This is a genomic window from Paucisalibacillus globulus, from assembly GCF_900184735.1.
Classification (GTDB): Bacteria; Bacillota; Bacilli; order Bacillales; family Amphibacillaceae; genus Ornithinibacillus; species Ornithinibacillus globulus_B.
In genome coordinates, this window is sequence record NZ_LT855390.1 from 157,253 (window position 1) to 184,195 (window position 26,943).

Sequence of the window (26,943 nt, forward strand, 5' to 3'; positions counted from 1 at the left end):
GTTTAATAAGTAGGTGCAAATTTGAAGTGCATATATCTAGTAACTTTATTTGACCCTAAACTCTCTAAAGAAAATCCCATATCACCATCATTGTGATACGGGATTATTTCAAACTTTAAGAAGGTTACTCTGATAAATTAAGAATCGTAACTTTCTCACGAGTCATGGATTCAATGCTTTTACGGATTCCTTGAACTCCCATACCTGATCCTTTTACTCCAATAAATGGGAAGTGGTCAGGTCCTCGCTCAGTACGTCCATTAATTTGGACTGAACCTACTTCAATTTTACTAGCTATCGAAAATGCTTTGTTGATATCTTTTGTAAAGATACTTGCTTGTAGACCATATTCTGATTCATTCGTTAAGTTAATTGCTTCTTCATCAGATGACACTCGAATGATTGGAAGTACAGGACCAAATGGTTCCTCCCAAGCAACTTTCATATCTCCAGTTACGTGGTCAAGTAGGGTAGGGTAGATTAGATTTTGTTCGCGAATATTACCTGTTACTAATTTAGCACCTTTATCTATTGCATCTGTAATCAACTCTTCAACGAAGTCAGCCGATTTATTGCTAATTAAAGGAACTACTGTACTGCCGTTCTCAGGAGAACCAACCGGCAATCTTTCTATTTCTTCTTTTAATAATCCTATAAGCTTGTCTGCCACATTATCATGTACCAACACACGTTTAATTGCAGTACAGCGCTGACCAGAATAAGAGAAAGCACCGCTAATAATTTGTTTGGCTGCAAGATTTAAATCAGCATCTTCCCGAACGATACCAGGGTCTTTGCCACCTAGCTCAAGGACAAGCGGAATCATTGCTGCTTTTTTCGCTAAATGACTTCCGGTATTTGTACCACCGGTAAAGGAGATCATATTAATCCCTTTATGCTCGACTATATAATCACCGATTACTGATCCTTTACCAGTTACTAAGTTAACAAGTCCTTTTGGCAAGCCAGCCTTATCCAGTGCTTCTATCATTTTCGTTCCACTAAGTGCACCTTGTGTAGCAGGTTTAAAGATGACAGCATTTCCAGCCATTAATGCAGGAGCTATTTTGGCCGCAGATAAATTTACAGGGTAGTTAAATGGAGAAATAGCTAGCACTACTCCTAATGGGACACGGTCAACAATAGCGATTTTTGATTTAGAACCACCTGGAAAACTATCACCTCTCATGCTTTCCCCTTGCATATGTTGCGCTTCTTCAATGGTATAACGGATGAAATCCGCTGTACGCAAGACTTCATTAGTAGCATCTTTTTTGCTTTTGCCAACTTCTTTCATAATGATGTCAGCTATTTCATCTTGCATACGGACTAATTCCTCAGCCCATTTATATAAATATGTGGCACGTTCTTGAATGGATGCTTTTGCCCAGTCTTTTTGTGCCTCATGTGCAAATGTGATGGCCTTATCTACTTCTTCTCTAGTAATGGCTTGTACTTCTCCAATTACCTCGTGAAGATAAGGTGAAGTTATTTTAATGGTTTCTCCTGATTGGCTTTCTTGCCATTCACCATTAATGTACAATTTATTTGTTCTAGTTGCTATATCAAAAGTTGTCATTTTTACTCTCCTTTGGATAGAATGTGTTAATTTCCATCTTAACGAATCGTTACTAGATTGATTAAGAAGTGAAAATTATATAACGTATATTACTTTACTATCTATCATATATTATGGTCAACTACTATGCTTAAGTTTTATGACTAGGTAATAAATAGATTGTTATTACCTGAAAAATACAATTTGACTAAATAATCGATATGTTTTAGAATAGATGAAACTTTAATTCGAATAAAAGGCTAGGAAGAGAAGAGTAGTTGTGAATTATTATTTTCAGAGAGCTCCTGTTGGTGGGAAGGAGTAATAATAGTCACTTGCGAAAAAAGACTCGGAGCTTCGCACGGATCTAAGTATACTTAGTGATACTGCGACGGGATCTCCCGTTATTGAGATAGGGTATAATCAATTATTTAATTGACGTACCCGAAGAGGTTGATATGGTGACGTATCAATAAACTGAGGTGGTACCACGGAGATATAACTCTCGTCCTCAAGATGCATAATCTTGGGGGTGAGAGTTTTTTGTTGTTTTTTAAATGAGAGAGATTCAATACACAAAATAACAGGAGGTAATGAAAGTGAGTAATGACCAAAGAGAGCTTAGAATAGAGAAGTTAGAAGCCTTAAGAGCACAAGGAATTTCAGGAAACCCTGATAGGTTTTCAACTAATTATGAGTTATATGAAGCAGCCCAGTTAGCAGACGGAATAACTGGTGTACGGGTTTCTGGAAGAATCATGAGTGTGCGGAGTTTTAAAAAGTTAATGTTTATAAATATATCGAATGTACAAGGAAGTCTACAACTGCTTTTAAAGTTAGATGAAATTGGTGAAGAACAATATAGCCTTTTCCAAAACTACTTTGATATAGGGGATTTTATTGGTGTAGAAGGGCGCATATACAGTACTAACACGAATGAAAAAACTCTACGAATTGAAAGCTATGTTTTCTTAGGAAAAGCATTACGGACTCTTCCGGAAAAATGGCATGGGTTAAGTAATGTTGAGCTTAGGTATCGGCAACGTTACCTAGATCTCATGATGACGCAAGAAACGCAGAAGCGGATGTTAACTAGGATCAACATGGTACGTGCTATTCGTAGATTCCTGGAGGACAAAGGGTTCTTGGAAGTAGAAACACCAGTTTTACAGCATACTTCTTCAGGGGCAATTGCGAAACCATTTCGGACCTATCATAACTCATTAGACACGGAAATGAACTTGCGAATTGCCCCTGAAACGTATTTAAAGCGATTGATTGTAGGGGGCTTTACGAATGTATTTGAATTTGCAAAGTGTTTTCGAAATGAAGGAGTAAGTCCACAGCATCTTCAGGAATTTACGATGGTGGAAGGATATGCTGCTTACTGGAATTACGAAGATACCATGAGGTTAATGCAGGAGATGGTGTTAACTATTTTAGAACAAGTCTTCCAAACGACTAGCATTACGATACAGGGTCATACCATCGATTTTTCACAAGAATGGGAGATTATCTCGTTTAGGGATTTAATTTTAAAAGACACAGGTATTGATATCGACCAATATCCGAGTGTGTTGGACTTATACCGTGAAACAATGAATAGGAATATTGAGTTAGAGCATCCCGAGATTGAAACATTAGGGAGAGGGAATTTCATTGACCTTCTATACAAAAAAGTGAGTCGACCAAAATTAATAAGACCGACCTTTTTGATACAACACCCAATTGATTTATCTCCACTAGCTAGAGCAAATGATGATGATCCTGAATTGACAGATCGTTTCCAGTTAGTCATTAATGGAGCAGAAGTAATAAATGCCTATTCTGAATTAGTTGATCCAATTGAACAGAGGAAAAGGCTAGAAGCTCAGGCAGTCTTAAAGAGTAATGGCGATTTAGAAGCGATGGAAATGGATGAAGATTATCTCACAGCAATGGAATACGGTATGCCCCCTATTTCTGGTTGGGGATTCGGGATTGAGCGGCTACTTATGGTGCTGACGGATAGTGAATCTATTAAGGATTGTGTTCTATTTCCAATCACCAAAAAGCTTTAGAAATGGAGAAGGGGACACGGGAAAGATTATACAAACCTTTCTCGATGTCCCCCATTAAATACGGGATAAGACAACATATAACAAGAATACAAAGCACCCAGCAATCGTGATAATTTGGAATAACCTTTTATCCTTTTTGTTATCCTTTATAAAGACTTTGCTAACAAAGAAACTGTAAATAGCTGCATAGACAAATCCTATAAATAAAGGTAGTATTGCTACTAGATTAAATGAATCTAAATTTCCCAAAAGATGAAAGTACAATAACATACCTAAGTATATTCCAGTATAAAAGAATGCGGTAATTATTGAATAGATAGATAGTTTTAATGGCATTTACTGTACTCCTCGTTAATTCAGTATTTTTTCTATCCCTGTTTTATGTTTGATGCAAAGCTCTGTGAACAAGATACATGGCGTGTTCAACATCTTTCTTCTTTACAGAAACAACATATTGCTTTTCATAGTTCTGATTCATTCCCGAACTGCCAAAGTTTCCACGCGATGTTCCAGCTCCCAGCCAACTTCCTGAAGTGTCATTTACTTTGGTAGTATATTTTATACCTTCTTTATTTAAAGCGGATCTAACCTTTGAAAATTCTTCTATGGAGTACCCTAAGTAAACATCTTCTTTATTAAAGAAAAACATATTCGATTCCTCCTCAAAGGTAGTAGGGCATAATATAATCATTCCATATCCCTGTTGGTTTACATACGAATCTACAGCGATAAACGTTTCATTTCATTCCCTTATATACTTATGTGAAAAAGTGTAAAACAATAAGTAAACTAATTGTTCATGTATATGGAAATCCCTCATGAAAATACATCTCATGAGGGATTTTTTAGATTTAAAAAGATTATACTTATTTATTATTTCGGTCTGTCCAAGTATATAACTCGGGAGTATAGAGAAGAGCTGAATTAATTCTTTCTTCTCTAGTTAACCCTGGGTTGCGCTTGCGTTTTTGAACACCATTTCTTGCTTCTATTCGCTTTTTCACTAAGTTCCACCTTCTCTTCGTAAGATCATGATTATGCCATGCTACTGTTATCTTGCCAAATTTATAGAGAAATAATCGGCTATGCATGGCTGAAAAACAAATTATCGTTAGAAAGTTAGGCTCCGTACATTTATAATTAAGATATAGATTAAATTAAAAGCTAGAATTTATTCGGACAAGAGGAGATTTTATGGAAAATATCGGATTAGTACTGGAAGGTGGAGGAAGTAGAGGAGTTTATACGGCGGGTGTTCTCCGTTATTTAATGGAGCAGGATATTTATTTGCCATATATCATTGGAGTCTCTGCGGGGGCTTGTAATGGTTCCTCCTATGTATCAAGGCAAATGGATCGCAATCGGGCAGTGAACATTGATTATATCGATCATCCGGATTATTTATCATTTCGAAATTTTATAAAGAAAAGGCAGTTATTTGGGATGGACTTTTTATTCGATAGCTTGCCAAATGAATTAGAACCATTTGATTTTGAAGGTTTTTATGATGCTAAGGAAGAATTCGTTGTCGGGGTTACAGACTGTATATCTGGGGAAGCTATTTTTTATAAAAGAGAAGATTATAAAAAAGATATACTTACAGTTATACGTGCATCTAGTTCCTTGCCATTAGTAGCCCCTATAGTTCCATTTAATGAACGTATGCTAATGGATGGTGGGATATCTGACCCAATTCCCATTAGGCAATCTGAGAAAGATGGTAATCGAAAAAATGTTGTTATCTTAACTAGAAACAGAGGGTATTCTAAAAATCCACAATCATTCGGATGGTATTTCCAAAGAAAATATCGAGAATATCCCGGTTTATTAAAAGCATTGGAAAATCGTCATCGTGTTTATAATGAAACACTTGATTATATCTTTGAAGAAGAAAGAAAGGGAAATGTATTTGTAATCAGTCCACTCGAAAAGCTAGAGGTTGGACGTATTGAGAGAAATAAGGACAAGTTAACAGCATTGTACAATCAAGGAATTGAAGATGTTAGAAAACTATCTGAACCGTTAAAGGAATTTTTATCCTAAATAAACTTTTTGGAAATACACCCGAAAATCACAAGCATGACAATAGATTGTCTTCGTGTGATTAGGGTGTTTTTTTTTGTTGGAGTTTTGCCGTATTAATATAATTCTGCAAGTTAGATTGAACTTCATCATACATTATTGTAGTATTATTATATACAAAGAATATCTATATACATAGAATACATAAGTATTGTATTGATATCGGGTAATATTATGGAATAGCTTTTAATGTAATTGAACTAATCTGGGGGACTAGTATGAGAACTTTTATATATATGGTAAGACATGGTGATTCACCAAAAATTGGAAACGAGAGAACAAGAGGATTAACTGAAAAAGGCAATAAAGATGCCCATAAAATCACGATTATCCTAAAAGACGAAGGCATTAACGCAATTGTCTCCAGTCCATACAAGCGTTCAATTCTTACCGTTCAAGAACTAGCAAATCAATTAGGACAAAAAGTTTCGGTATTCGAGGACCTTAAAGAGAGAATATTTACAGTGGATAATAAGCGACTGCCTGATGAAGAGTTATTACCTTTATTAAACAAATCATTCTCTGATCCACACTTCGCTTTGCCTGGGGGAGAGTCTAATAATGATTGCCAGAAAAGAGCTATAAATACCTTAAGTGAAATATTAAATACTTATCAAGGGCAAAAGGTAGTTGTGGGCACTCATGGTGCTGTTATGACCTTAATAATGGGTTATTTTGATAGTAAATATGAGTTGGAGTTTTTGCTACAAACATCCAAACCAGATATATACAGTATGGAATTTAAGGAAAGGGAATTAGTAGATGTAAATAGAATATGGAAAAATTAGGTGATTTAAACAGTATAAGGGGGGTGAACTTATGGGTTTTTGGTATTTCTTAATATTATTTTTGGGAATCGTATTGGTTGTAAAAGGGCTAAGTGGAAATAAAAAATTTAGCTTGGTTTTGGTTGGGGTATTGTGTATTGCCTTGTCGATATTTATGTTTTCTCCAGGAAGTGCAGAATTCATTTCTCGATTATTCAATCTAGATAAATAGAAATCCAGTTATTTTATATTTACCTTTACATGGATACACTGTGGGTAAAGAAGAAAATGATTGGAGTTATGTCTACAATGGATATCTTAAATTTAGCGGAACATATAAAAGAACATGCCGAGGAGCATAACCAAGAAGATTTATCAGTAATTGCAGATGAATTTAGCCTTGGTCACTTTCTGAATGTCCTATCGAAAACAAAGATGTTTCGGGGAAAATATGTAGTGAGTAAACGGTTAGCGTGGACGTTATCTATCCTGGAGGCTACTTGTTATTCACAAGTAGGGGAGGGGAAGAAGGCTGCGGATATCATTAAAGATTTGTATGAGGGTGACTATAAGAAAGAAGTAGATGACATCATTTTATATGGTAATTTAGCATTCATGTGTGATTATAAGCTTGCACGAAAAATCATGTCGGATGCGGTAAAACAGATAGAAAATGAAGAATCGTTTGAACCGTTGAAGGCAGCAAGTGCCTATCTCGTATTAGGAGAAGCGGAAGAAAATTTACAGAAGTTTGTTCGGGCAATTAAGTATTATAAGCGAGCCTTAACTTTTATTCAAAATAAAGAACAAGAAAGCCAGATGATACTCTTTTTGCATTTCAAACTAGGCGCTCTTCATGCAAGGAATCAGGAAAATGATGAGGCAATTACATACTTACAAAGGACTCTAGAACTTTCAACTGAAACAGATGTAGAAATTAGAATTAATAGCCTGGTAAGTCTCGGGAAGATGTATGGAAGTAAAAAGGATTATAAAAAATCAACCATGTACTTGAAAAAGTCAATTCCAATGCTAGAGGATTCTGCACTGGTGAATAAACTTGTACATGCAGAGGCATACACAGAAATGGCGTATAATTATTTTGACCAATCCAAATTTGATGATGCTATACCATATTATGAGAAGGCAATTAGTATACATCTTAAGAATCCTAACTATTCCGCTAGAGAGCTTGGGATGATTTATATGCAATATGCGTATTGTCTGGATCACAAAGAGAAATCAGATAAACAACAAGCTGGAAGAAATTATGAAAAAGCAATTGAACAATTGGAAAAGACAAGTGAACGGGATCTTCTGGAGAGCGCTATTGGAGATGTTATTGCGTTCTTCGAGAGCACTGGCAACTATAAGAAGAAACGATTATATGAACATAAATTTGTAAAGATGACGAATGATAGGGCAACTATCTCCTAATCCTGGACTAGGTGGTAAGAAGTTGCCAAACTAAAGGACTTGAAAGCTCAATACGAGTTTCAGGTCCTTTTTATATAGAAAGTGAACTTCTGGAAAAATTCTGAAATAATTTACAATTTATTGTATAGTTAGTATAGATATAATAGTTTGTTGCTAGAAAGATTAAGGAAGATGAGAGGGGATTTTTAATTGAGTAACATTATATTGACCACAGAAAGTGGAGCGGATTTACCGAATGAGTGGACTAAGAAGCATCAAGTACATGTGGTTCCAATGCATGTGATCATGGATAATCAGGATTATCTTGACGGCTCATTACCAGTAGAAGAAATATATGACTATTATGAGAAAACGAAAAAAATCCCTTCCACTACTGCTACGAATATTCATGAATATACAGAGTTCTTTAAAGATATAAAGTCAAACAATCCAGGTTGTGCTGTGATTCATATTGGATATACGTCTAAGGCATCTTCTTCTTTTCAAAACGCTATCCTAGCAACAGAAGACTTGGAAGATATTTATCTTATTGATGCACTTAATGTTACTGGTGGATTAGCAGCCATTGTCATGTATGTAGTGGATCTATTAGCAAATGATTCTTCCATAGAACCTGAAAATCTAATAGAAGAAATTAATGCGATTGTACCGAAATCTAGACTAGCGTTTGTGCCAGGAAGTCTTGAATTTTTAAAAGCTGGCGGAAGAGTTAGTAATTTAGCTTACCTTGGAGGAGCCTTGTTAAAAATCAAACCTCGTATTGAATTGGTAGAGGGAAAACTGGTGTCTACTAAAAAATATAGAGGGCCAATGAGTTCAGTTACGGAGAGACTTTTCCGGGATTATTTAAATCAATATGACTTGGACAAAAGACAAATCTACTTATTGTATTCTGTTGGTCTGGCAGAGGATATAAAGAAGAGAATGACGACTATAGCAAATGAGCATGGATTTGAAAGGATAGATTGGATACAAGCAGGTGCCATGATCTCCACACATGCAGGACCAGGTGGGTTTGGAATAGCTGGATTGGAAAAATGAATAATATTAATCATATTTATAGAAAGAGGAGAAACCATACAATATGAATTTAGAGATTAGAAACTTCCAAGAAAAGGATATGCCATTATTAGGTGATTTCTACCAAAAGGTAACAAGGGATAGAAAGGTCGTGTTTTGGTGGGTTGGTCCAAAAGAGAATTGGGAGAATGTATTTTGTGCTTTTGAGAATGGAGAAATAGTCGCAAAAGGTCAGGTTGAGATAATTAACAGCATTCCAGATGGACACCCAAAGGAAAGTAAACATAGTATCTATCTGAATTTGAAGACACTACCAGACTTAGAATTGGATTTTATGTTGCAGGATCAGTTATATCAGGCATTATATGATCGTGCATTAGAGCTTAAACAGTATCTTTCTGCTAATTACCAGACCAATTTTTGCGTTGGGAATTTTGGAACGGAAGTAAATAACAATCGTTATTTTATAGAAGAGAAAGGCTTTAAGCCCTTGAACACGTTATACACGATGGAAAGAGATCTACGACAACCGATTGAACCAGTTGATTTAATTCATCCAGAATTACAATCGGAATTTTGGAAGATGGATAGTTTAGAAGAGGAAAAGCAATATTTAGAGGCAGAATTTGAAATTTGGCCAGATGATGCATTAGGGTTTAACAGATTACGAGATTATAAGAGTTATCCTTCCTGGACTGCCATTCCGGTATGGGAGAATGGAAGTATCATTGCTAGTGCTATGGCCTGGCAAGAAGAGGATATGGGTGTAATCGAGGATGTGTTTGTGAAGGAATCATGGAGGAAAAAGGGAATTGCTAAATTTCTTTTAACTACCGCGTTGACTTATCTAAAAGATGTTGGTTTTGGTAAGGCGAGGTTAATGGTAGATACAGAGAATGAAAAAGCATTAAACTTATATCGTTCTGTTGGATTTAATGTTGTAGAGGAAGAAAGAAGATTTTACACGGAGCTTGTTTAACCAGTAACCTGAATAAGCTAAATGATTATATTGCTAGAATGATGGTGTAATCTCTAAAGGGACAAAATTATTGGTTGAAACCTTTATATCTGCCCAAACGTATTTCTGGATAACAAAGAAAAAGACACAATAAGGGGAAGATAATATGGGGAATACACCAATTGGGATTAAGGAACGCATCCTTACCATAGACATCATTAGGGGATTTGCATTGTTTGGGATATTTTTAGTAAATATGCCATCGTTTCACAGAGCTATTTTTATGAAACAAATGCAGGGGTATGAACCGGTTTATACCGGTTTGGATTATTGGTTAGATGCATTTTTTACCTTGTTTATTGATATGAAATTTTTTACCATTTTTTCGTTTCTATTTGGACTGGGCTTTTATATTTTTATTAGCCGAGCTGAAATGAAGGGATTGGGAGCAACGAGTCTTTTTGTAAGAAGAATGCTAGCATTATTACTGTTTGGACTGATTCACCTTATTGGACTATGGTTCGGGGATATTTTACATACGTATGCACTTGCTGGATTGTTTTTACTACTATTTTATAAGAGAAAGATTATTACCATGTTAATCTGGGCAGGTAGTTTACTGTTGGTGTATAATGCGTTCAATTTGCTTACACTTTTAATACCAAATTCATTTTTGGAGCAAATAGAAGTGCCTAGAACTGTGATGGAAAGTGCTGTTTCCGAGTATGCTTCGGTCTATCAAAATGCTGGATATCTGGAGTGGCTAAGCTATCGCCTCGGAGCAGAGTTACCAATGATCTTTTTGAATATTATCCCTGCCATGCTTCCGGTGTTAGCAATGTTTCTAATTGGGTTAGCAGCAGGAAAGGCTGGAATTTTCCAGAATATATCTAAGTACCTACCATTTATTAAAAAGGTATGTTTCATTACCCTGCTAATTAGCATACCATTGTTGATTTTATTAGGATTATTTACATTTGGGGTTTTGGACTGGGGAGTAAAACAAACCTACGTGATTCTTGCATTAACCAGCATTAGTAGTTATCCGTTATGCTTATTTTATATTTCCGCTTTAACGTTACTACTTAGAAGAGATGTTTGGCAGCAGAGATTAAGGATGTTAGGATTTGCTGGACAAATGGCATTAACAAATTACTTGTTTCAAACTATCTTATCGCTTGGGATTTTCGTAGGTCTTGGTTGGTATGGAGATATCAGTCTAGTGATGGGGACTCTCATCTGTCTTGTGATTTTTGCAGGCCAAATCGTAATCAGTACACTTTGGTTGAAAAAGTTCCGATTTGGACCGTTTGAATGGATCTGGCGGACAATTACTTATATGAAGCTCCAACCAATGAAGCAGAGAAGAGTTGAATAACGAGCTAAGAGCCAGGAGATGTTCCTCGGCTCTTTTTTGTTGAAAAGGATTTCGAGAATATTTAAGTTTCCTACTCGACTGCATTTGGAGATAATGAGTTACAAATAAAGCTGAGGAACCTGTCCCCATGGCAATGGCTACCACCATCCAAAGTAATCCGGAACCGTAACAACAATTACCAACAGAAAAACAATAAAGATGTAGTTTACCGAATAGAGGAAGTTCAGGCGTGCCCAATTTAAATCGTCTTTGGCTTTGAAACCACTGATGCTTAAGAATAACCATCCAAGATGAAGTAGAGTTGTGATGGTAACAAAGATAGCACCGAGTTCGTGTATAAAGAATGGTAATGGAATGAGACAAGCGATGTAAACTAAAAAGTGTATCTTAGTAACCTTTATTCCGCGAACTACTGGTAACATCGCCACACCTGCTGCTTTATATTCATCATGTTTGCGAATGGCAATTGCATACGTATGGGGCATCTGAAAAATAAATAGGATTAGAAATAACACAATAGGTACTTCATGATTGGCCGGAGTAATTGCAGCCCAACCAATTAAAGGTGAAACTGCCCCAGAAATACTTCCAATAACGGTATTAATCGTGTACCTGCGCTTCGACCAAATGGTATAGAGAATGACATAGGTAAACCAACCGACAAAGGCATAGATGGAGGCTTCCCATGTTGTAAAAGCAAGAAGTGAAAATCCTAAAAATGTACATACAATTCCTATGGTTAATACAGCTCTCAAGGAAAAATGCCCTGTCACAGTAGGGCGTTTTTTGGTTCTATCCATTACGGTGTCAATATCAACATCATACCAATTATTGATGACTAGAGCACCAGCCATAACCAATGTACTTCCAATCATAGTCAGTAAAAAAAGTCCAATATGGTCCGTGAAAGTAGCGTTTGTAAAATAAATAGCTAACCAAAAACCAGAAAATACTGGTAGTACATTTGCAAGGAGAACTCCAGATTTGATTAACGATTTAAGATCCGTGATAAACGAATGATTGTCATGTGCTTCTAGATTCATATATATCCCTCTTCTAACATCTATTACATACTAAACATCTTCCCATACTATATCATTAAACTCATTCACTTTTTTAATTTAAACTTTGAATTTAACGTTAATCCAAGGAACCTTTCCCCATGGCGTTTGTCGAGATTTGTAGAATAATGCCAAAAAACAAGTCTTCAATCGCTATGATTTAATTTGTGAGTCTTGCCGTAATCTTTTTCTCTATTGCATACAAAGGTAAATAACCCACTCCCGTTACAAAACCATCTCAATCATGTTACAACCTATCTAGAAAATGTCATGTAATCCGGTAGAAAAGTCCCGTGTTTCCTATTATATGGAAAGTGTAAATTTACAATTTGTACTAAACTAGGACATTTTATTCGTTTTTAAGAATTATAATGCTTTCTAGTAAAAAGTATTCACGCTCAAACCCTATTCTGTCAGTTCTACCCAATAATAGGATTTAAGTTTAGGACTATCCATACATGAACTAAAACATGAAAGATACTACTAACCTATCAATTTGGAAAATTCTGAATAAATGTGATTAAATTCGACAATATCTCGGATAGCAATCTTTTAGACTAAAGTTAGCAGTAAAAATTCAGTATACTGCAGATTTATTTCCATATAGAAGGGAGGGTAGTGGTGTATTACCAGGTATTAGCTTTACCATTTGAGGGGAGGAACTGATTTGAGATTAAAGAAGATACGGCAAGTGAAGGCAATGAGTATTGCTGCTTCCATTTTGATGACATTCTCTTTACTTGCACCAGGAGTTGCGTCTGCTGAATCAAGTAATACACAAGCGAGCAATAAAATACACACAGCAGTAAATGACTCTAATAAAATAGCTAAAGAAAAAGTTAGTGATCGTTTACTAGATAAGTTTAAAGATGATGAAAAAGTGACGTTTCTAGTGAAATTTAACGAAAAAGCAGATGTTGAAAAAATAGCTGCTGAAACGAAGAAAAATACCACTCAAGCAAATATTTCAAAACAAAAACAAGAACATATCCAACGTTCAGCAGTAATTGCAGAGTTAAAAGCAACCGCTTTATCTTCTCAACAAAACGTAAAAAGTTTTTTAGAAAAAGAAGTTAAAAGTGGAAATGTAGAAAGTTTCGAAACCTATCACATTGTCAATGGGATGGCAGTTACCGCAACAAAGGACGTAGCTGAAAAGATTGCTTCTTTTGCAGAGGTTGAAAAAATTCTACCAAATGAAACTCGTGAATTGTTTACAACAGTTTCTAAGGATGCGGAAGCTCCTCAATCTGAAATTACAAATGTGGAGTGGAATGTGGAACGTGTTGGTGCTCCTGCCGTTTGGAATATGGGGATTGATGGAACTGGTACTGTAGTAGCAAGTATCGATACAGGGGTTGATTGGGATCACCCTGGGCTAAAGGAAAAATACCGTGGATATGATTCTGCTACTGATGAAGTGGATCACACGTATAGCTGGTTTGATGCTACAGCTGGTCAAACGGAACCATATGATGATCAGGGTCATGGTACACACGTAACGGGAACAATGGTCGGTAGTGAACCAGATGGTTCAAACCAAGTAGGTGTTGCTCCGGGAGCGAAATATATTGCAGTTAAGGCATTTACTGCAGCTGGTGGTACAGATGCTGACCTTTTAGCTGCTGCACAATGGATTTTAGCACCAGGTGGAGATGCTACAAAAGCTCCTGATGTTGTGAACAACTCTTGGGGTGGTGGACCAGGTCTTGATGAATGGTACCGTGATGTAGTTATTGCTTGGCGAGCAGCGGAAATCTTCCCAGAGTTCTCAGCGGGGAATACTACACTCTTCAACCCAGGTGGACCTGGATCAATTGCTACACCAGCAAATTATCCGGAATCATTTGCAACGGGTGCAACAGATATAAATGATGGTTTAGCTAGTTTTTCATTAGAAGGACCATCTCCATATGATGAAATAAAGCCAGATATATCTGCACCAGGTGTAAATATTCGTTCTACTGTACCAGGTGGAGGATATGAAGGTGGTTGGAATGGTACCTCAATGGCAGGTCCAGCAGTGTCTGGAGTTGTGGCGTTGATGATTCAAGCCAATTCGAGTCTAAGTGTGGACGAATTGGAACAAATGCTACTTGATACGGCAATACCACTAACAAATGGTGAATATCCGGAGTCTCCTAATAATGGATTCGGATATGGTTTAGTGGATGCATATAGTGCCGTTTCAGCATTAGTAACAGGATTAGGCAGGGTTGATGGACAGGTTGGAAAAGAGGGGGAAGATACTGAAGCGCCTACATATGAGCATGTAGCACCAACTGAGACGTATGCTGGAATGGATCTTCCACTTGAAATTAGCGTTCAAGATAATGTCAGCATCTCTAGTGTAGAATTACAATACCGTCAATCAGATGCAGATGAATGGCAATCACTTGAAGCAGAAAGAGTAGATGGTAACTTCCGTGATGGTGAATACCTAGTAACTATTCCAGGTGATGTGGTTGCAGAACCATCCGTATCCTATCGTTGGGTAATTCAGGACTACGGGAACAATGATATTACAACCGATAGTTATGAAATAGCGGTAAACTCTGGAATCACAGTTGGTTATAGTACTGACTTTGAAACCGCACCAATTGGCTGGACTTCCTATGGAACAAACAATACATGGGAGTGGGGAGTTCCTACGTATGGTCCGGATGGAGCTTTCTCAGGTGAAAAGGTTTATGCTACGAATCTTTCTGGAGACTATAGTAGCAGTAGCGATATGATGCTAGTAATGCCTCCAATTGATTTACCAGATGGAGATTCTTATCTTCAGTTTAAACACTGGCATGAAATTAATGCTGGATATGACTTTGGTTACGTAGTTATCTCTACAGACCAAGAGAATTGGGAACAACTTGCAGTAGTTGATGGCGATACTGCAGATTGGGAAGACAGTGAATTCCAATTATCTCAATATGCAGGCGAGCGTGTTTACATCGGTTTCCATTTTACAAGTTCAGCGGTTGTAAATGAGGCAGGTTGGTATCTAGATGATGTTAAGTTATCGGATACATCTCTACTTAATGATTCAGCAGATAGTAACAAGAATCAAATTGGAAAAAAACAATCGAGTGAAAAATTAGAGACAAAGCATTCTGTACCAAGGAAAATGGAGTCTCAAAAAGAGAACAAGAAAACGGAAGCTAATGTTTCAACACTACCTTTAGAAGCAACAGTTAGTGTGATAGAATCTGGTCAATCCGTTAAAACCAACCCTGCAGATGGAACCTATTCATTACTTCATGCAGCTGGCGACTTTACGTTAGTGGCAGAAGCATATGGATTCCATCCATTAGAACAAACAGTAACGATTGAAGCAGATGGTGAGACTGAAGCTAATTTCACATTAGAAGAAATGAATCAATACACAGTAAATGGTTCAATTGTCGATGAGGCAACAGGGGAGCCTGTTGAAGGGGCAACTGTAATACTTGTGGAAGATGCTAATGTGGAACCAACAACAACGGATGCTGAAGGAGACTTTTCACTAACAGCTTATGAAGGAAGCTACACATTAAAAGTTATTGCCACTGGTTACCATGGTACAGAGGTAGAAGTTGATCTTGGTGACGGAGATAGAACTGTAGATATTACATTGGAACCATTCTATACGGTACCAGGTGGAGAAATTGGATATGATGACGGAACGGCAGAGAATGCTCGTGCATTTTATGATGCAGGTAATGGTTGGGCTGTAAAGATGTCCTTACCAGAGGGTGAAGAGCAAGCTATCGTAACCGACGGTGTCTTCCAATTTCATGGCACCGACTGGCCTATCCCAGGTGGAACAGAGTTTGCGGTTGAAGTTTGGGATGCATCTGGTCCAGATGGAATGCCTGGTAAAAAGTTAGCAGGTCCAATCGATGCAGAAGCAACAAGAAGCTTGGATGAGTGGACAGTTGTTGACTTATCAGAGCATGCAATTCAAGTCGATGGTGACTTCTATATGGTTTACATTCAGACAGGGGCAAATCCAAATGTACCTGGATTAGCTACAGATGAGAGTGGTCCGAATGCAGAACGCAGTTATCAATATGTTGGAGGTGCATGGTCAGCATCACCTGCTGCAGAAGGTAACTATATGATTCGCGCCCGTGTTAGCTATGAGGTGGAAGTGCCTGTGATTACTTCACCTACCGATGGCTTCATCACGAATGAGTCTGAAGTTACAGTTGAAGGAACTGCTTCACCAACAACAACGGTTCAATTGCTTAATAATGGTGAAGAAGTTGGGTCTTTAGAAGTTGGAGATAATGGTGAATTTGCAATTCCAACAGAATTAGTGGAAGGTGAAAATGAATTTACTGTTGTTTCTTTACTTGATGGTACACCAACAGGGGAATCCGAATCAGTAACCGTAACCCTTGATACTGAAGCACCAGACTTAACGATCACTAATCCAGTTGATGGGGATAAATTAGTCAGAGAAACAGTAACCGTTGAAGGAACGGTAGCGGATACTAATCTCGACTTTGTCGAAGTTAACGGTCAAAAAGCAGCTGTTACGGATGGAAATTACTCTAAACGTATCCTGCTTGATGAGGGTGAAAATACAATTGAAGTGGTTGCAGCTGATTTAGCAGGAAACACAACAACGGAATCTTTAACTATCGATGTGGACTTCACTGCACCAGAAATTGAGAATTTAACTCCTACAGAGGATAAATATATTAATACTGGCCAAACAGTGAAGATAGAATTTGATAGTGAGCCTGGATTAAAAGCAACCTACGTCATCCACATGCCACTAACAAATATAACAGCCAATGCGACAGAAATGCCGATCATGGAAGTGTCTGATGGACATTATGTGGGGTATTGGACAGCAACGAGTAAATCTCACGCTGAAGGTGCCGTTATTGAAGTAAAAGTGGTAGATGACTTCGGAAATGAAGCAAGGAAAAAGGCAGAAGGTAAGTTGTTTATTAATGTGGAGTAATTAGGAACGAAAGATGATTTCTATTTCATCCTTCATTATCTCCTAAAGTAGAAAAAGCTCTCTACTAAAAAATAGTAGAGAGCTTTTCTATTATGCGATGTAATCATCCTTATCAACATCACTTGCTAAATTACGAACATAATATTTCCCTTTAGTTTTAATTGCAAGAATAACTGTTAGTAGAGCAGCTAATAGAGAAGAAAAGAATGCAGCCGTACTTTGTAAAAATTCTCCCATAAATCCTAATGCAGCAATTGTACCTATTGTACAGGCAATAAGAAGAGATACTACTCCAACAGGATTCCATCTAAAGAGATTTTTTTGTCTGGATTCGTAATATCCAGGCCCGATTTTCAAGACTTTCTTCACAATAGTAGCATCTACTACTAAGATAGTAGCCCATGTCATTAAGAATACACCCTGAAATGTCATGGCCAGTTCTAGGTGATCGACAATACCACCAAGCATTAAAATAATGGCAGAAATTCCGGTTACTACTACCCAAAAACGTCTTCCTGGTTTAAATTTAACGACATTTTCAAAGAAATTAGCTAGTGATAGTGAACCACTATAAATATTGGTAATATTGATTCTTACCTGAGTTAGCATCGTAAATAATACTCCCCAAATTCCAAGAAGTAATACAATGTAAACTCCAGGATTTGGTTCGCCTAAACGAACACAAAACCAAATTCCAAGTCCACCCATTACCCCAAAACAGAAGATTTGTGGAATAAACCCTATAGCAAAAATACCAATTTTCCTATCTTTTGGTTTTAGGTAGCGAGCATAATCAGATGCAAGTAGTGGGGTTAACCCCATAATTCCGTGTTGCATACCGATACAGAATAATAATGCGGTACCACCAACTTGAACTCCTTCTGGCATATAAGACCAAAATACTCCGTCATATTCAGATGGTGTCAGTACTGCCATCGTAATGGCTGCGATTAGGAACACGAAAAATAGTGGAAGAGACCATTTTTGTAGTTTGTCTAACTGTTTAATTCCAAACCAATTAAGAGGAATTACAATTGTTCCGAAGAAGAGAATTAAAGCCCATTCAGGAATGACGGGGAAAAATTCATGAACTGCTGCAACTAAAATCATACCTTCCAGTGCACAATACATGATAAAGTTTGTTGCGTAAATAAACGAAGTAAGTGAAGCCCCGATGTAACCAAATCCACCACCTCTAGACATAAGATTTACATTCATCCCAGACTTCGCAGATAGATAGGCAATGAACGTACCTAATATTCCAGCGACGATAATGGCATAGACGGCAGATATAATGGCGTTTATCGCACCAAATTGAAGTGCCATGACACTTCCCATTTGGAAGTAAAAAATAGCCGTTGCAATTCCAAAGGTAATGTTTGTTATACTAAGCCATCCCATATTTCTTCTGTCTCTTGGTACTCTGCCTAATGAATAATCATCACCTTTACGTTCGGTAGTGTGATCACTCGTTATATTAGTAGAATCCAAAATAAACCAACTCCTTTTGTGTAATGATTCACATGATGAACCTATAAAAATATAACGAAAACTTACTGACTATTTTCTTTAAACAGACAGTGACTAATTAACTTTATCAATACTTTTTGCTTAATGCAAACATGCTATACACTGATAAATGATTATAAAGACCTATTATGTATAATTAATACCAAATAGCTTGGTTTATCGCAGTAAATGTCACTTAATAGGAATATTGCTCAGTTTTAATCCATTTCGGATGAAGAAAAGGAACGAGCAGTTTCCCCAACCAATAGATTTTTCGTAATTTAGTAGGACGTAAAGGTGATACGGAAGCGATAATTAATTAAAAAAGCCGCAAAATACATGTATAATGAACGAGTAGGAGGGATTATTTTGGCTGCAGAAAAGAGTTTAAGAGTCTGTGAAAAGGGACATCAGTATTACAAAAGTAGTGATTGTAAGAGTTGTCCTACGTGTGACAAAGAGAATAAACCTAAAAATGGATTTCTTTCAAAACTTAGTTCACCTGCTAGAAATGCTTTACTCCATGAAGGAATCGATACCGTACAAAAGCTTGCAATGTATTCGGAAAAAGAAATCCTACAGATTCATGGCATTGGTCCAGCCTCTCTACCTGTTATGAGAGCTTCATTAGAAGAAGAAGGGTTATTGTTTAAGAATAATAACTGATTGTCCTGTTTTTTACCAGAATAAACCCCATGAAGTTAGAAATCTGCTTAAACTTCTGGGGCTACGGTATATTCTATTGGTATAGTGGTAGTTAAATGGATGACTGATTAAGGTCTGATTCTATCTCATCATCCTTCTGCTTTTGTTCAAAGTATTTGTTTATTGGGACATTCGTGTAGATGAACAAACCTGTGATGGCAAGCCCAAAAACCCATTCGCATATTTGCCTGTATATAAGCATTTGATTATAACCGTCCACACCATATTTTTGCAGCAACCACATCTTCAAGCCAGCTACAAACAGGCCGCGTACAATAAACAGTATTTGGATAATTTGAAACCACATAAAAATTCCTTTCGTATAAAAAACAGGAGTGCTTTGGTTTCTTGGCCACCCTTGTAAATACACAAAATCAACCGCAAAGTATAGTGCTAATGGACGTCTGAATATCAATGCTATCAGATGTATGAAGACATAGAACAACCCTAGATAAATACCATTCCATAGCATTTGTTCGGCCGATCCCGATAGTATTTTAACCGTTGTACTTATAAATAATGACCCAATAATAAATAACCCAGCAATATTAAATTGCCTCTCCATTACGAAGCGGTAAACGGTATATATAAAGCCAGGGATAGTAGATATAAGCATTGCTGGATAATCACCTAATAGTTCCCTTCCATAATTCCAAATTAACAATGGAAGTGCGATATAACATATCATATCAAGTAGAATAAGCTTCTTCTTCATTCAAATCACCTTTTTTTAGAGAGAATAAAACTGAATACTTAAAATTTATTATACAATAGAAATATACGATATCAAGGAAGAAGACAATACGATGAGGGAAATTTAGAGTTGCTATATAGAAGTATAAAAGGGACTTTTTGATGAAAGGAGAGATTTGTTATCAAGAAAGTAATGGGTGTATTTATCATTTTATTACTTGTAATAGCAGGATGTAGTAATGCGAATCACAATGTAGACTTAGGAAAATCGTTGCAATCAATTGTAGAAGATAAAAGCAATAGTGAAATTAATCTTTCATCATGGACGTCTTTCGATTGGGAAAAGGCATTTCTATTTAGTCCTTATACGTCACAAGAAGAAATGGAAAAACAATTAGGTGCAAATTTCAATGATCAAAGTAATCTCGCCTGGAGAGACGATATTTATTTATTGGTTTTCAAGGACAAGGAAAAGGTTATTCAATATGTTGAAGTAGAACATCAGGGAGTAAATCTAACAATCGGGGAGAATAAGTACTTAACCCCTTCTGACGATCTAATAATTATGGATAAATAATAGGAAGTTAAGATGGGAGTGTAGTATATGAACGGAACACTTAGTAAGTGGTCTGCAATATTAAGTTTATATTGTGGAATAGCTTTGGCTGCTAGTTATATCGTTGCACCAGACACACCAGAAGGAATCATAGTTCCTTTACTAATGTTTTTATTTTACTCTGCAATCATTGCCGGAATATTAGCTTTGATATTTACCATGTTGGCTTTTTATAAAAAGGAAGAAGGATATATGAAGATGATAGGGCCAATTGTGCTGTCTTTAATTGTGTTGGCATTCGTCATATCCTTTGTTGGTATTATGTTTATTGGTGAAGACTAGTAAGTATATTTCTAATAAAGCTTAGGGAGCGGGATAATGTGGATATGTTATTATGGATAACACTTGGGTTTATCGTGATTGGATTTGGTGTTCTTGCTTCGATGAAAAAAAGTATGGAACGAAAGGTTGCCTACATAAAAAGTAATAAGGAAGTTACGAAAGACGCCGCTAAACCGGTAATTTGGTGGATTATGGGGACCACGGTATGGGGCATCATAAGTATTTTTCTTGTAGTGTGGTGTTTCACTGTTAATATGGGCTAAACTTAATGTTGGTTGGAGAGGAGAGATATTATCTATTTATTAATATCTATCATTTTAAGTATATTGTTAGGTTTCATCCTATTGATGATTGGCGGACCCGTTATAGGTGGTATCATTGCTTTTGGGATTGTAGCGGGTTGTATTTTCAGAGGATTGTACTTACTTCATGATATTCAAAGTAGACTTTCAACTCTATCTCCAAAAGAAGATAGAGTTGAAGCAGCATATAAGGAATACATAGAAAAGAAGAAGGCTATTGACTAAGGGGAGAGGAGTCGGAGATTTATTATGACACATATACTTAGAAGGTGTGACGTTGAAGATTTACGAACCTTGAAGGAAATAAGTTATGAAACATTTCATGATACTTTCAAAGAACAGAATACTCCCGAAAATATGCAGGCATATTTGGAAAGAGCATTTAGTGAGGAACAATTGGAACGGGAATTAACCAATCCTTCTTCAAGATTCTTTTTTGTTTGTGTAAATGATGAAGTGGCTGGATACTTAAAGATAAATGTCAATGATGCCCAATCTGAAGAAATGGACAATGACTCACTTGAAATTGAACGAATTTATGTAAGGAGAAAATTCCAGAATCAAGGACTTGGGAAACTATTGCTAAACAAAGCGAATAACATTGCGATGGAAGAACATAAAAAGAAAATATGGCTAGGTGTATGGGAAAAGAATGAAAGAGCCATTGCATTTTACAAAAATACTGGATTTGTACAAACAGGGGCCCATGCTTTCTATATGGGTGATGAAGAACAAACGGATCTAATAATGACTAAAGTATTATCTTGAGATAGAAGATTAGTTCCGGAATTAACATGTTGATAGAAGTATGTTTCATATGCAGCAAAAGAAATGGTTTCCTTTATTTGTTCTTCTACAAATGAGAAATAGCTCTCTGTTTTTAGTAGAAATAATAAAGAGACAGAATTACTACCCCGAGATTTGGGTGGTAATTCTGTCTCTTTAACTGTAAAACTAAATTTAGTCTTTCGAACTAGTTACCCTTTTTTTCCTTATATATAAATAGGTCACGGCCCCCACAATCCCCAATAATAAAAGAACTGGTAAGTTTCCAACTAGGAAAATAAAAAGGCTAGATAAAAAGGATAGAAGCATATTAATACTCTTCACGAATTGTTGCTTTGTTTGCTCCCATGTATTTAAATCCTCATTATTAATAGTTGAGAGAGTCACATTGTTTTCCTGAATGTGAATTGTAACCGTTGCAAGATCCGTCCTATTTTCTAAGTACTTCATTCGCCCTAGTACTTCTTCAATATCTTGTTGTACAGTAGCCAAATCATTGGAAATAGTTAATAGATCTTCCGTCTTTTCTGCTTTTTCCATGAAGGCGAGCAGTCGTTCTTCGACGACACGTTTTGATTTCAGACGAGATTCTAAGTCAACATATTCTTCCGTTACGTCCTGACCTGAGATGGAACTTTCTAATACTTTACTACTACCATCTTCTACTAGCTGAATAAATTCCCGGAATTGATCTTGGGGAATCCGTACAGTGATATACCCACTTGCCATGGAATCTCCTTCACTTCTATTCATATTCGATTCCACAATATAACCACCGTAGTCTGTCACTTTCGATTGTATATGATTAAACGAAGGTTGAAATTCTTTAACCTCAATAGAAAGATTAGCAGTATAGATTATTTTTCGGTCTACTGCACGATCTGAGTTGTTTTTTGAAGTGTCTTCTTGTGGTGCATCTGATTCTTCATCAGCACTTTCACCTACATCTGAATTTGACAGACTGTAATCAACAGACTTTTCATCACTTCTATCATAATCCGCAGCTTGTTCAGTTGCTGCATCACCACTTTCTGAGCTGCTACTACATGCAGCTAATAGAATGGAAATAGAAAGCCCAACTAAAATCAATAATATGGATTTTTTCATCTTGGCACCCCTTTATATATAGATTATTTTTCTCTCTTTCTAATAGGACGCAATGAAACGAATTAATGTTGCAAAACTCTTTTAAATAGTATGAAAGGAACAGTTTCTAATCTGTTAGAAAGTAATCTAAAACGGTAGTAATATCTGATACCTGTTCTAAATAATATGCATGAAGTACTTTTAAAATTATGGAAGATGTCTAAAACAACTTATGTACTGGCGTGATTTTAGTCTTCATGATAAATTGAGTAAGTAGAGAAAAGTTCGGTAAAAGGAGGAGATCTCATGCAAATCAAACTAAATCAAAAAAACATCAAAGAACGCTGTGGGGCTGTCTCCTTTAAAAGAGGGGACGCCTTTTATCATAGTGGGAAGGTTATGATTGATGAGGTTACTCCAGATACTTTACATGCCACAGTTCAGGGGATAGAGGATTTTCAAGTTGAAATCAAGAAAAGCACAAATGGCTTCATAGCGTCTTGTAGTTGCCCATCCCTTTCTTCCATACAGAAGGATTGCCAACATATTGCTGCCGTATTAATTGCATGGCAACATCATCAGCAAGATCAGATAGATGATACTTTTGTTCCTCAACATGGGGAAGGACTTTCGGAAGGGTTATTAGAATTATTCAATTCTACCCCAATTCCCACTAGTGGATATAGGCGCCATTTTGAAGATAGAACGGTCTTAAAAACGACTATAGTCAGTAAAGTAATCCCTGATGATGATGATAATAATCGGTTTGGTATTGGAATGCTCATCGCCTCGAAGCAATTGACAAATATTCGTGAATTCCTTGAACAGATAAGAGAAGGTCAAAAGTATGTCCTCTCTGATAACTTAACCTATGACCCAACCAAGCATTGTTTTGATGAAGAGATAGATGCGGTTATACAGCAATTAATTCATATCATGGATGATGAAAAATTATATCAACGAGCAAAGATGAACTACCAACGAGAAAATGAGACCTTACCAGTTCCAGCATCCTCGTGGAAGAGACTGGAGCCTTTGTTGGCACTTGCACCACAAGTGGCCTTACAATATGCAGGAAAACATTTTCATGGGTTTACATTATCAGATGAACCCCTACCACTAACATTCCAATTTTCTGGTAATGAGGAACATGGATATCGGTTAATTATTGGAGGGTTATCTAGCATGGTCATTCTAAAAGACTATGACACAGTACTTGCTGGTGGGAAGGTTGTCCCTGTCAAAAGGGGAGAAGCAGAACGTCTTTATGAACTGAAACGAATGCTAGATCATTCTAAAACAAATGAAATCCCAATACCAAAACATGGTTTGAAATACTACATGGAGAAGCTCATGCCGCAGTTAAGAAAAATGGGAGAGGTCCATCTATCAGGAGAGATTACGGCTGAATTACAAAAAACCCCATTGAAGGCAAAGCTATATCTAGATCGATTGAAAAATCGACTACTGGCAGGTTTAGAATTTCATTATGAAAATGTAGTGATTAATCCACTAGATCATAGACAACCAAAGGTAGGCTCCATGATTATCCGTGATATGGAGAAGGAAGAAGAAATACTTCAGCTGATGGTGGATAGCCAGTTTAACCAAACAGAGAGTGGCTATTATATTCAAAATGAAGAAATCGAATATAATTTCTTACACCATGAATTACCCAAGTTACAAAAGTTGGTTCAAGTTTATGCAACAACTGCAGTAAGGATGCGCATTTTACCCAAGACAACCATACCTAAGATAAAGGTGAGGCATTACCGGGAGAAGAATCACTTTCTAGAATTCACCTTTACCATTGATGGAATTCCAGAAGCGGAGATTAAAGAAGTGTTAGCAGCACTAGAAGAAAAGCGAAAATACTACCGATTACGTGATGGAACATTATTCTCATTAGAAACCAGAGAGATGGATGAAATAAAGCGATTCTTACAGACTGTTCCAGGCCTTGAGGATGAATGGGAAAAGACATTTTCAGTTCCCATTGTAGATGGGCTTCGTCTCCTGAATTACTTTGAGGATAGTGATGCTGTTTCCATGGAAGCTTCTTTTCGAGAATTCCTAGGAAAACTACAACACCCGGAACAATTACAATTTGAAGTGCCATCCCAGTTAGCGGAAGTGTTGCGTAATTATCAAAAAGACGGCTTTACATGGATGAAGACACTCGCAAGTTATGGATTCGGAGGAATTCTAGCAGATGATATGGGGCTTGGAAAAACAGTTCAAAGTATTGCATTTATATTATCTGAGCTTCCTGTCATTCGGGAATCGGGAAAAAAGGCATTGATCGTATGCCCGTCATCTGTGACATACAATTGGCAAAGTGAACTCCTGAAGTTTGCACCAGAAATTCAGACCGTCATTATGGATGGGAATAAAGCGGAACGAGTATCACTACAATCGGAACTTAACGAGCTAGATGTGTTAATTACAAGTTATCCATTACTTCGAAGTGATATCAAGTGGTATATGGAACAAGAATTTCACGTCGTTTTCTTTGATGAAGCACAAGTATTTAAAAATGCACTTACCCAGACGGCTCGTGTTGTGAAAAAATTAAAGGCAACACATCGTTTTGCCTTAACCGGAACACCAATGGAAAACAATCTAGAAGAACTCTGGTCGATTTTCCATGTTGTTTTTCCAGAGCTTTTCTTAGGGTTAAGAGAGTACAGTGAATTAACAAATAAACAGATATCCCGTAGAATACGTCCATTTATGCTACGCAGAGTAAAGGAAGATGTACTGGGTGAATTACCAGAGAAAAAGGAAGTAATCGATGCTATCGACATGTTACCAGAACAGAAAAAACTCTATGCTAGTTACTTGGCTAAACTACGACATAAAACACTAAGGCATTTAGATAAGGAAACCTTTAGGAAGAATAAAATTAAAATACTAGCAGGATTAACTCGACTACGCCAAATCTGTTGTCATCCAGCCTTATTTGTTGACGGCTATGAAGGTTCCTCAGCAAAGTTTGAACAATTGCTTCGGATTGTCGACGAAGGAAGAAACGCCGGACGTAGGGTGTTGATTTTTTCCCAATTCACCAAGATGCTTCATATGATTGGCCATGAACTAACTGGTAGTGGGATATCTCATTTTTATTTAGATGGACAAACCCCATCTGAGGAAAGAGTGCAAATGTGCAATCGGTTCAATGCAGGAGAACGAGATATCTTTCTCATTTCGTTAAAAGCTGGTGGGACAGGGCTAAATCTAACAGGTGCAGATACCGTTATTTTCTATGATAGTTGGTGGAATCCGGCAGTCGAAGAACAAGCGGCTGACCGTGCCCACCGAATGGGACAAAAACAGACTGTTCAAGTGATCAAACTTGTCGCTAAAGGGACCATCGAAGAGAAGATGAATCTATTACAGAATAAGAAGAGGCATTTAATAGAAGAAGTAATCGACCCAAAGGATGTACAAATGGGTACCCTAACAGAGGAAGATATTCAGGATCTGTTGAGTTAAACGGTAGGATCAATTTATTTAGAAACCTATGATGAAGATAATTAAATATAAGTTTATTCGAATGCATTGGCTTATAGGGGAGTTATGACCTCTATAGGCTTTTTATTTTGTGGTAATAATAAGTGGGAATCTAACAAATATGTGAATTTTGGAGGAGTTTCTAAGTAATATCCTTTAATAAACTGATTAGATTTGAT

24 protein-coding genes and 1 other annotated feature are annotated in these 26,943 nt (G+C 36.8%); of the genes, 16 read left to right on the forward strand and 8 right to left on the reverse strand.

Going from position 1 to position 26,943, the window contains the following annotated elements:
* Nucleotides 1–124 precede the first annotated feature (124 nt).
* Complete coding sequence (locus tag BN999_RS10115) at nt 125–1,579, reverse strand: NADP-dependent glyceraldehyde-3-phosphate dehydrogenase (RefSeq protein ID WP_096271254.1); 1,455 nt, start codon at nt 1,577–1,579, stop codon at nt 125–127.
* Nucleotides 1,580–1,811: 232 nt separating this feature from the next.
* Nucleotides 1,812–2,074 (forward strand) — a binding site (T-box leader).
* Between the two features lie 83 nt (nt 2,075–2,157).
* Between BN999_RS10115 and lysS the strand changes: the two genes are divergently transcribed.
* The gene (lysS, locus tag BN999_RS10120) at nt 2,158–3,618 is read left to right on the forward strand and encodes a lysine--tRNA ligase (protein WP_096271255.1); all 1,461 of its coding nucleotides are present in this window, start codon (nt 2,158–2,160) and stop codon (nt 3,616–3,618) included.
* Nucleotides 3,619–3,672: 54 nt separating this feature from the next.
* Here lysS and BN999_RS10125 read toward each other — a convergent pair whose 3' ends face one another.
* The 3 genes from BN999_RS10125 to BN999_RS20620 all read right to left on the reverse strand — a co-directional run bounded on the left by BN999_RS10125 (nt 3,673) and on the right by BN999_RS20620 (nt 4,622).
* A complete protein-coding gene (locus BN999_RS10125; protein WP_096271256.1) occupies nt 3,673–3,954 on the reverse strand; it encodes a hypothetical protein in 282 nt (93 codons plus the stop codon).
* Nucleotides 3,955–3,997: 43 nt separating this feature from the next.
* The gene (locus BN999_RS10130) at nt 3,998–4,267 is read right to left on the reverse strand and encodes a hypothetical protein (protein WP_096271257.1); all 270 of its coding nucleotides are present in this window, start codon (nt 4,265–4,267) and stop codon (nt 3,998–4,000) included.
* Between the two features lie 217 nt (nt 4,268–4,484).
* Nucleotides 4,485–4,622, reverse strand: coding sequence for a hypothetical protein (locus tag BN999_RS20620; protein WP_176481942.1), 138 nt, complete (start codon nt 4,620–4,622; stop codon nt 4,485–4,487).
* 190 nt (nt 4,623–4,812) lie between these two features.
* On the opposite strand from BN999_RS20620, the gene BN999_RS10135 reads away from it, so the two are divergent.
* The 7 genes from BN999_RS10135 (at nt 4,813) to BN999_RS10165 (ending at nt 11,260) form a co-directional block, all read left to right on the forward strand.
* Entirely contained in the window at nt 4,813–5,661 is an 849-nt protein-coding gene (locus BN999_RS10135) for a patatin-like phospholipase family protein (RefSeq protein ID WP_096271258.1), read from the forward strand.
* 257 nt (nt 5,662–5,918) lie between these two features.
* The gene (locus BN999_RS10140) at nt 5,919–6,488 is read left to right on the forward strand and encodes a histidine phosphatase family protein (RefSeq protein WP_096271259.1); all 570 of its coding nucleotides are present in this window, start codon (nt 5,919–5,921) and stop codon (nt 6,486–6,488) included.
* A gap of 31 nt (nt 6,489–6,519) precedes the next feature.
* Nucleotides 6,520–6,699, forward strand: coding sequence for a hypothetical protein (locus BN999_RS10145; RefSeq protein WP_096271260.1), 180 nt, complete (start codon nt 6,520–6,522; stop codon nt 6,697–6,699).
* 29 nt (nt 6,700–6,728) lie between these two features.
* On the forward strand, nt 6,729–7,904 hold the full coding sequence (locus BN999_RS10150; RefSeq protein WP_096271261.1) for a tetratricopeptide repeat protein: 1,176 nt from the start codon (nt 6,729–6,731) through the stop codon (nt 7,902–7,904).
* A gap of 189 nt (nt 7,905–8,093) precedes the next feature.
* On the forward strand, nt 8,094–8,945 hold the full coding sequence (locus tag BN999_RS10155; protein ID WP_096271262.1) for a DegV family protein: 852 nt from the start codon (nt 8,094–8,096) through the stop codon (nt 8,943–8,945).
* Nucleotides 8,946–8,988: 43 nt separating this feature from the next.
* The gene (locus BN999_RS10160; protein WP_255247441.1) at nt 8,989–9,903 is read left to right on the forward strand and encodes a GNAT family N-acetyltransferase; all 915 of its coding nucleotides are present in this window, start codon (nt 8,989–8,991) and stop codon (nt 9,901–9,903) included.
* 145 nt (nt 9,904–10,048) lie between these two features.
* Nucleotides 10,049–11,260, forward strand: a complete 1,212-nt coding sequence (locus BN999_RS10165; protein ID WP_096271263.1) for a DUF418 domain-containing protein — start codon at nt 10,049–10,051, stop codon at nt 11,258–11,260.
* A gap of 137 nt (nt 11,261–11,397) precedes the next feature.
* Here the strand turns inward: BN999_RS10165 and cyoE are convergent, their stop codons facing one another.
* Entirely contained in the window at nt 11,398–12,303 is a 906-nt protein-coding gene (gene cyoE / locus BN999_RS10170) for a heme o synthase (RefSeq protein WP_096271264.1), read from the reverse strand.
* Between the two features lie 718 nt (nt 12,304–13,021).
* Between cyoE and BN999_RS10175 the strand changes: the two genes are divergently transcribed.
* Complete coding sequence (locus BN999_RS10175; RefSeq protein ID WP_096271342.1) at nt 13,022–17,272, forward strand: S8 family peptidase; 4,251 nt, start codon at nt 13,022–13,024, stop codon at nt 17,270–17,272.
* 90 nt (nt 17,273–17,362) lie between these two features.
* Here the strand turns inward: BN999_RS10175 and BN999_RS10180 are convergent, their stop codons facing one another.
* Nucleotides 17,363–18,763 (reverse strand): purine-cytosine permease family protein, encoded by a 1,401-nt coding sequence (locus BN999_RS10180; RefSeq protein WP_096271265.1) that lies wholly within the window; start codon nt 18,761–18,763, stop codon nt 17,363–17,365.
* Nucleotides 18,764–19,150: 387 nt separating this feature from the next.
* On the opposite strand from BN999_RS10180, the gene BN999_RS10185 reads away from it, so the two are divergent.
* A complete protein-coding gene (locus BN999_RS10185) occupies nt 19,151–19,447 on the forward strand; it encodes an RNA polymerase alpha subunit C-terminal domain-containing protein (RefSeq protein WP_096271266.1) in 297 nt (98 codons plus the stop codon).
* A gap of 91 nt (nt 19,448–19,538) precedes the next feature.
* Here BN999_RS10185 and BN999_RS10190 read toward each other — a convergent pair whose 3' ends face one another.
* Nucleotides 19,539–20,201, reverse strand: a complete 663-nt coding sequence (locus BN999_RS10190; RefSeq protein ID WP_096271267.1) for a VC0807 family protein — start codon at nt 20,199–20,201, stop codon at nt 19,539–19,541.
* A 171-nt stretch (nt 20,202–20,372) separates the two neighbouring features.
* Here BN999_RS10190 and BN999_RS10195 point away from each other — a divergent pair, with 171 nt between their 5' ends.
* The 5 genes from BN999_RS10195 to BN999_RS10215 are packed head-to-tail and all read left to right on the forward strand — an operon-like array spanning nt 20,373 to nt 22,147.
* Nucleotides 20,373–20,756, forward strand: a complete 384-nt coding sequence (locus tag BN999_RS10195) for a hypothetical protein (protein WP_096271268.1) — start codon at nt 20,373–20,375, stop codon at nt 20,754–20,756.
* Between the two features lie 27 nt (nt 20,757–20,783).
* The gene (locus BN999_RS10200) at nt 20,784–21,077 is read left to right on the forward strand and encodes a hypothetical protein (RefSeq protein ID WP_096271269.1); all 294 of its coding nucleotides are present in this window, start codon (nt 20,784–20,786) and stop codon (nt 21,075–21,077) included.
* A gap of 38 nt (nt 21,078–21,115) precedes the next feature.
* A complete protein-coding gene (locus tag BN999_RS10205) occupies nt 21,116–21,340 on the forward strand; it encodes a hypothetical protein (RefSeq protein ID WP_096271270.1) in 225 nt (74 codons plus the stop codon).
* A gap of 12 nt (nt 21,341–21,352) precedes the next feature.
* Entirely contained in the window at nt 21,353–21,604 is a 252-nt protein-coding gene (locus BN999_RS10210) for a hypothetical protein (protein WP_255247442.1), read from the forward strand.
* Nucleotides 21,605–21,628: 24 nt separating this feature from the next.
* Nucleotides 21,629–22,147 (forward strand): GNAT family N-acetyltransferase, encoded by a 519-nt coding sequence (locus BN999_RS10215; protein ID WP_096271271.1) that lies wholly within the window; start codon nt 21,629–21,631, stop codon nt 22,145–22,147.
* A gap of 192 nt (nt 22,148–22,339) precedes the next feature.
* Here BN999_RS10215 and BN999_RS10220 read toward each other — a convergent pair whose 3' ends face one another.
* Nucleotides 22,340–23,272 (reverse strand): DUF4349 domain-containing protein, encoded by a 933-nt coding sequence (locus BN999_RS10220; RefSeq protein ID WP_096271272.1) that lies wholly within the window; start codon nt 23,270–23,272, stop codon nt 22,340–22,342.
* A 285-nt stretch (nt 23,273–23,557) separates the two neighbouring features.
* On the opposite strand from BN999_RS10220, the gene BN999_RS10225 reads away from it, so the two are divergent.
* A complete protein-coding gene (locus BN999_RS10225) occupies nt 23,558–26,746 on the forward strand; it encodes a DEAD/DEAH box helicase (RefSeq protein ID WP_096271273.1) in 3,189 nt (1,062 codons plus the stop codon).
* Nucleotides 26,747–26,943: the final 197 nt, after the last annotated feature.